The sequence below is a fragment of the Oleiphilus sp. HI0061 genome (assembly GCF_001635675.1).
In genome coordinates, this window is sequence record NZ_LWFE01001331.1 from 1 (window position 1) to 5,131 (window position 5,131).

The following is a 5,131-nucleotide window of genomic DNA, read 5'->3' on the forward strand; positions in this document are numbered from 1 at the left end:
CATCGAACAGGAAACACCTGAGCCTTTGCTAACACCACCCTCTCTCATTCTAAACGAAGAACCTATTGCCAACACACAACGCTACGATCAACTAAGAGGTCATCCTTATGCACATTGAAACCATGATCCACACCTTCAAACAACTCAAACTACACGGTATGGCCAACAGTGTTATGGAGCTATCACAGCAAGCCGGGCCATCTTACCTTCAAGCACAGCCCATTCTTGAAGCCTTGATCAAAGCTGAAGTAACAGATCGAGAAGTGCGATCAATCGCTTATCAGATGAAGCATGCAAGGTTCCCAGCCTACCGTGACCTAGCTGGCTTTGACTTCAATCAAAGCAGTGTAGATGAAACGCCTGTCAAAGCGCTTCATCGCTGTGAGTTCATCGAAGGCAGCCACAACATCGTACTTATAGGAGGCCCTGGCACGGGTAAAACTCACTTAGCAACGGCAATAGGCGTACAAGCCATCCAACACCACCGACTACGAGTGCGCTTCTTATCGACCATTGAACTTGTGAATCAACTTGAACAAGAAAAACTCGAAGGTAAAGCGGGACGCATTGCGAACAGGTTAAGCCATACAGACTTGGTTATCTTAGATGAACTTGGTTACTTGCCCTTTAGTCAAACGGGAGGCGCATTACTATTCCACTTGCTAGGCAAACTATATGAGAAAACAAGTGTGATTATCACGACTAACTTAAGCTTTTCAGAGTGGAGCCAAGTCTTCGGTGACGCAAAGATGACAACCGCATTACTTGATCGACTAACGCATCACTGTCACATCATTGAAACAGGTAACGAAAGTTACCGCTACAAAGAATCTACTAATAAACGAATTTAAAACTGGAAATAAAAGAAAAGTTCAGGCCATAATCTGGCCTCTCAGGCGGGTCAAAATTAAGTGCAAAAGCAGGGTCAGTTTTACATGCAAATTAACAGGCGGGCTGCCGTATTGCCTTTATACCAGGAGTAGAGGCCGATGCTTAAACATATGACTTGTGAAAGCATGGTTACGATTGTGCTGATGCTAATGATGTATTCGTATTCGATAATAAAGCAGAGTAAGCTTGTGGCAAAAGCTAGCGCCGCCAAGACTTTAATTGACAGGTCAAGCTTGAGAGACAGCACTCTTAAGTTGATGTAGGCGCGACAATATAAGAAGCCGAATGCAACGCTCATATTCATGAAGAAGGGGATGCTGATTTTCTGCCAATAGAGAGAGTTTGGCCATAAGGCTTGGAAGGCAACCCCTTTAATCCCACCCAGGTACAAGAAAAAGCAGATAAAGATACCGCTTAACCAGATATACATGACGTCTCTTAGGAATACGGCATTTACTGCTGAAATAAATAGCGCAAGAATTACGATCCCATAGAGAATGCCGAGCAGTAGCTTAACTTTATCTATTTCATGAAAGAAGGTGTCATTGGGCCATATTTGAAGGGGGACAAACATCGAACTAGAGGTATCGATGCGCATATAAAAAGTTTGGCTTTCGTTGGCTGGCGTGTTGTGTAAAAAAACGATATTTCGATAATCGATGTCTCGTTGCTCAAAGGGATAAGCATCACCTGCGATTTCTTTAGTATACTCGCCCTCACTATCTGGTATGAAGTATTCAATTGAATCAAGGATCGGGTAGCGAACCTCAAGGTACCAGCGTGTGGCTTCTGGGCTTATGTTATCGACTGAAAAGCGGAGCCAATATACTGAGTCAGTAAATCCTTTTGCAAGGCCATCGTTGGGAGCATTTTGCCATTTTAGACCATTATTATACTTTGAGTCCGCGGCCATAATATCTTCAAAAATAGAATGCCGTCTTTATCTTCGATGTATTGGGTGTAAATGCCTATATTTTCGGGTATTGACTCAGCGCTGAGCTTGTATCCGGGAAGTTGTTCAGAAAAAGCATAACGCCCTACAACGATGAGGATTAGTAATAGGAATAATTTAGCTAATGGGTGGCTGAGCCTGATTTTTCTCATCTAAACGGCTTTTTTATTTTTTGAGGTCGTCCAGAGAAGTTCATTGTGGACAGAATAGGTAGAGCTCGATCAGCCGGGCTAATTATGGAGCTCTTCTAAATATTAAAAATAGTACATAATGTCAGGAAAATCCTATTTTAAGATGCAAGAGAAGAGAAAAAACTTGTTTTTAGTCGTATGAATTCTTCTTTTGCCATTGGTCTTCGTCATCGAGAAAGCTATCCCACTCTTTGTTGCCTTCTTGTTTTTTAGCTTCTTCTTGTTCTCTGAATTTTTTGTTGTGTTGATCCGCTACTTCATCAAGCGCTTTGATTTTGGCTTTGTAAAGCGCAATAGCTTTTGCGGCCTGAGGGTGTTTGGCAAACTCTTTAAATGCATCAATTGCACTGTGGTAATTATGAATTGCAACTCTGGGCTTGCCATTGGCATTTGCCGCTTCGGCTCGGCCACAGAATAAGTCTGCTTTGGATTGGCAAATCGAAAGACTGATGTGATCCAGATATTTTTTTGCACTGCCGGCATTCAGACGCTTGGCCTTATGTTGTGACTGAATAAAGCGTTGAAGTACCTCCAGGTAGCCTCTCACTTCTTTGGCTTTGGCTTCTGTTTTTACGGGGACTGCCGGAAATTTGGGGTTGTTTTCGCGTAAGTTCTTTAGATAGTCATGATCAGCAGTGAGGTAACCTTGTAGGCGCTCGGTTTTATTTAAAATGATCAGTTCATTAAGCGTTTCAACTGAGCGCTCGGCGATCATGATGCGTAGCTCGTTGTTTAAGTACTGCGGGGGCAGGTCGTGAATCAACTGTTGCATGCGGTTATGTCGCTCAGTCAGCACATTGGTTTTGCGAATGCGCTCAACACGTGCTCGCTCGCGCGCTTGAGAAATATAAATAGCACCAATGCAAAGAAATATGATAGCAACGATGGCGATTGTAATAGTGGTTGTTGACATAGCTAAGATCTTAAAAAATATACAAAAGGTTAAACTGAAATTGCTTATACCTTTGAGTATAGACCAGCGTTTGTGATTTTCTATCTGGGATTTAGGGTGAAATGGTAAATGATTGTGCAAACTTTGATCGGATAGAATTTGGGGTTTGTCACATTTTCATGTAAAATCTGCCGCCTTTATTACGCACCTGGCGAAGAAGTTTACTTTTGCTAGGGGCAATTTCCTTGTTATTTCAAGTGTTGAGGCTGATACAAAGATGACAGAGCGCGTTCAAGCTGCAGGCCTGCAGGTCGCAAAAGAGCTATTCGATTTCGTAAACGAGAAAGCAATTCCAGGTACAGGCGTCGATCAGGATGCATTTTGGGCTGGTTTCAGCGCAATCGCTAATGAGTTGGCACCACGTAACCGCGAGCTGCTTGCAAAGCGTGATGACCTTCAAGCTAAGATTGATGCGTATCATTCTGAGCGTAAAGGCCAGTCTTTGGATTTCGCAGAGTACAAAGCATTTCTTCAGGAAATTGGTTACCTGGTAGAAGAAGGCCCGGCATTTGAAGCAACGACTGAAAATGTAGAGCCAGAGATCGCTGAAATGGCTGGCCCACAGCTAGTTGTGCCAGTAATGAACGCTCGTTTCGCATTGAACGCTTCTAACGCTCGTTGGGGTTCTTTGTACGATGCGCTTTATGGCACGAAAGTTATTTCTGAAGAAGGTGGCGCTGAAAAGGGCCCAGGTTATAACAAAGTACGTGGCGACAAGGTTATCGCTTATGCTCGTGGTGTATTAGACACGGCTGCACCTTTGGCTAAGGGTTCTCACGTCGGTACAACAAACTACGCAATCGTTGACGGTAAGCTTGCCGTGACACTGGCTGACGGTTCTACTTCAGGTCTAAAAGAAGAAGACAAATTTGTTGGTTACACCGGCGACGTAGCTGCACCAACATCTATTCTTTTGAAGAACAATGGTTTGCACATCGAAATCCAAATCGATGCGACTAGCCCAGTTGGTTCAACTGACGCTGCTGGCGTTAAAGATTTGATCATGGAAGCGGCACTGACCACTATCATGGACTGTGAAGACTCTGTTGCTGCGGTTGACGCAGAAGACAAAGTGACGACTTACGGCAACTGGTTAGGCCTAATGAAAGGCGATCTGGCTGAAGACGTAAGCAAAGGCGGTAAGACATTTACACGTGTGATGAATGCTGACCGTGAATTCACGGGTGTTGACGGTAATACTTTCTCTTTGAAAGGTCGTTCAATGTTGTTCGTTCGTAACGTAGGTCACTTGATGACTAACCCTGCGATTCTTTTGGAAGACGGTTCTGAAATTCCTGAAGGCATCATGGACGGTGTTGTGACAGCGCTTATCGCTATTCACGACTTGAATGGCAATAGCCCATTCAAGAACTCTACAACAGGTTCTGTCAATATCGTTAAACCTAAGATGCACGGCCCAGAAGAAGTGGCTTTTGCTAACGAATTGTTTGCACGTGTTGAAGATGCACTTAACCTGCCTCGCTTCACGATGAAGATGGGTATTATGGATGAAGAGCGTCGTACCACTGTTAACTTGAAAGAATGTATCCGTGCAGCGAAAGACCGTGTTGTATTCATCAACACAGGCTTCCTTGACCGTACCGGTGATGAGCTACACACGTCAATGTTGGCAGGTCCTTTTGTTGCTAAGACTCAAATGAAGCAGCAAGTTTGGATTAACGCATACGAAGATTGGAACGTTGATACAGGTTTGGAAACAGGCCTACAAGGTCGTTCACAGATTGGTAAAGGCATGTGGCCGATTCCTGATGAAATGGGCATGATGATGGAGCAGAAAGTGGGCCATCCTAAAGCGGGTGCTAACACGGCTTGGGTTCCTTCTCCTACTGCTGCAGCACTTCACGCAATTCACTATCATCAGATTGATGTATTTGCGGTTCAAAACGAACTTAAGACTCGCGAGCATGCAAACGTAGATGACATCTTAAGCGTTCCACTAATGTCTGCAGATGAAGTTAAGGCGCTAACGCCTGAATTCATTCAGAACGAAATCGACAACAACTGTCAGGGTATCCTGGGTTATGTTGTACGTTGGGTTGATCAGGGTGTTGGTTGTTCTAAAGTTCCAGATATCAACAACGTTGGTTTGATGGAAGATCGTGCAACATTGCGTATTTCTTCTCA

General features: G+C 44.0%; 4 protein-coding genes. 2 read left to right on the forward strand and 2 right to left on the reverse strand.

From position 1 onward, the window contains the following. Positions 1–107 precede the first annotated feature (107 nt). Positions 108–851 carry an IS21-like element helper ATPase IstB gene (gene istB, locus A3735_RS20995; RefSeq protein WP_068510509.1) on the forward strand — a complete coding sequence of 248 codons (744 nt, stop codon included), beginning with the start codon at positions 108–110 and terminating at the stop codon, positions 849–851. A gap of 80 nt (positions 852–931) precedes the next feature. Here the strand turns inward: istB and A3735_RS21000 are convergent, their stop codons facing one another. Together A3735_RS21000 and A3735_RS21005 are read right to left on the reverse strand one after the other, a co-directional pair. Further along, the gene (locus tag A3735_RS21000) at positions 932–1,804 is read right to left on the reverse strand and encodes a 7TM-DISM domain-containing protein (protein WP_068507463.1); all 873 of its coding nucleotides are present in this window, start codon (positions 1,802–1,804) and stop codon (positions 932–934) included. A 360-nt stretch (positions 1,805–2,164) separates the two neighbouring features. Continuing rightward, positions 2,165–2,947: a hypothetical protein gene (locus tag A3735_RS21005; RefSeq protein WP_068507461.1), complete on the reverse strand. Its 783-nt coding sequence runs from the start codon at positions 2,945–2,947 to the stop codon at positions 2,165–2,167. 256 nt (positions 2,948–3,203) lie between these two features. Between A3735_RS21005 and A3735_RS21010 the strand changes: the two genes are divergently transcribed. Then, a partial coding sequence (locus tag A3735_RS21010) for a malate synthase G (RefSeq protein ID WP_068638576.1) occupies positions 3,204–5,131 on the forward strand: 1,928 nt, incomplete at its 3' end.